Below are 2,140 nucleotides of genomic sequence, written 5' to 3'. Positions count from 1 at the left end.
CTTAAGCTGCTGTAGAAAGGAAATCTATGGCTTACAGCGAAGGTGCAGTTGTGTCAGAAAATCAGCGTTGGACAGGCAAGAGGAAGGCAGAGGCGGTCCTGGATATCATCAAGGGCAAAGTCAGTCTTGTCGACTTCTGTATGGTTGACGGTCGTCGTGAAGTAGCCTTTCATTAGACCCGACCCAATCGTATCCGTACATGTGAACTGGAAGGATGGAACTGATGTCACAGAACCACGGTAGACGGTCGAGCCCCGGCGCACATCCAGGGTGAAGGAGCGTTCGGCCTTTTTATCTTTGCTGCGAAACGCCTGTGCCTGAATCACATCGCCATCGCCCATTGGGATCGAACAGGTCTGGGTCATGATGTGGTCAACGGGCGAGGGGAGGGACGTGGCTGAATCAATAACTTCAAGCGTTCCGTACCAGGATCCGTAATTGAAATGATGGCCGAGACTCAGTGTGCTGGTACCATCTGTTATGAACTCGTCCGTCATCTGCTTGAGATAGCAGTCTTGTCTAACGATGCGAGCGATGTCCTCGGGCGTAAGTTTGTCCAGTGCCTGATCATGCAGTCGGATCGATTCGTCGATCCAACTCGCATAGTGTGATATCCGGGAATAAAGTCCTGGGGAGTCCGGCTGAGCACAACCGGGGCCCTGACTGACTATACCTACAAGCGTCGCGCGGCCTTCGGCATCCATGGTGAAAGCCGGCCCGCCGGAATCACCTTGGCAGCTATCTTTGCCGCCCTTGCCCAATACACCGCCGCAGAGAAAACCATCGTCGATGGTCGCATAGTCATCGCTGAGTGAGCGGCAGGCTTCCATCGAAATATAAGGAACGTCGACTTCGTACATGGCAGGGTCGTTGATGCCGCCCAGTGAGGTGCGGTTGCCGAAACCTATGACGCGAAAAGGTTGCCGCGCGGCTGGCACCGCCCCTGACCGGTTGATTTCAATCACGGGAACGTCCTGCATCGTCGGCTCGAGGAAAAGCAGGGCAATGTCGTTTCCAGCCCCTTCACCGTAGCCTGGATGGATCGCGATCGAATTCACCTTGCGGGCTAGCGCAGGATCCATCTCGTCCGTGCGGGTGACGTCCTGAATAACGAATTGCGCCGAAAATGCATCTTCCACGCAGTGGGCTGCTGTCACAACCACGTTGGGAGCAATGAAGGCTCCACCGCAGTCGATGTATTCAGCATGGCTTGGGGTCAAGGCTGCAAAGAAGGGATAACCATTCTCCACCTTCGTTCCGCCGATGATCTTGGTTTGCGATGGATTCGTCGGTTTTGAGCAACTCAGGCTCAGGCAGACAGCTGTAAAGCCTAGCAATGACAACCGGTTCAGCATAATGCACTCCAATGAATAGGGCTGAGCTCACTCAAGGCGCTCACGACTAGGACGGATGAAGGAAGGAAAAGTTGCCAGTTGGCCTTCAAGCTCAATACTTTTCGAAGGTGTAGCTCCAGCTCCGAATAGTTGCTTCTGATTCAGCAGGTTCTTCAGCAGCTCTCGCACTCAAGCCGGCCCAGGTACTGAAGATGAGGCGATGCGAACTCATGCATCTTTCCAGGGGTTCTGGCGCATGAAGTCCCAATAGCTTACCCCCGCTTTGAATGTAACCATACCGGGGTCCAAAAATTTTAAGCTCGCCTGTTTGATAGACCTTATCGATATCCCAAACATGAGTGGATGGATTGTAAGCGACCGTCTGCACCTGACCTGAGGTGATAAGACTTAAATCGATATCCAGTGACGAATCCGTATCAATCTGAAAGCTACCGAGTCTTAAGCATTGGGCATGTCCAGACCAGTCCATGGACAGTTCGGCCGTACAGCCTTTCCCAGTGTACAGGTAAGGAGCCCGGTTGACGTCATAAGGAAATTTGACAAAGAAATCATTTGAGCTCGTCGAAAAATGGACAGTAACCCGGTTCCCTACTGTTTCCACTCGGTGATTCAACACACCGCGACATCCTGCACCGTCAAGGCTATGGATCTGAATCGCAGGGTTGGTCTGAGCCGTGGCGGAGCCACCTGCCACGAGTAGAAAAGAATAAAAAAGAACATTCATTAGCCAGAACCTCATGGATTAATGCAAGCTGCGGAGACTTGATCAGCTTCGAAGTTTTACA

2 protein-coding genes are annotated in these 2,140 nt (G+C 52.5%); both read right to left on the bottom strand.

What is annotated here, in order from left to right; all coding sequences use genetic code 11:
• Nucleotides 1–53 precede the first annotated feature (53 nt).
• Nucleotides 54–1,355 carry a serine protease gene (locus VE954_RS30015; protein WP_324959907.1) on the bottom strand — a complete coding sequence of 434 codons (1,302 nt, stop codon included), beginning with the start codon at nt 1,353–1,355 and terminating at the stop codon, nt 54–56.
• Between the two features lie 91 nt (nt 1,356–1,446).
• Nucleotides 1,447–2,079 carry a hypothetical protein gene (locus VE954_RS30010; RefSeq protein WP_324959905.1) on the bottom strand — a complete coding sequence of 211 codons (633 nt, stop codon included), beginning with the start codon at nt 2,077–2,079 and terminating at the stop codon, nt 1,447–1,449.
• Between the last annotated feature and the right edge of the window lie 61 nt (nt 2,080–2,140).

Source organism: Oligoflexus sp., from assembly GCF_035638955.1.
Taxonomy (GTDB): domain Bacteria; phylum Bdellovibrionota_B; class Oligoflexia; order Oligoflexales; family Oligoflexaceae; genus Oligoflexus.
Note: the sequence above shows the minus strand (reverse complement) of the source record. Positions and strands in the feature narration are given on the sequence as shown.

Coding starts and splice junctions, on each gene's coding strand:
- VE954_RS30010 (WP_324959905.1), bottom strand. CDS start 2,079: ATGAATGTTCTTTTTTATTCTTTTCTACTCGTGGCAGGTGGCTCCGCC.
- VE954_RS30015 (WP_324959907.1), bottom strand. CDS start 1,355: ATGCTGAACCGGTTGTCATTGCTAGGCTTTACAGCTGTCTGCCTGAGC.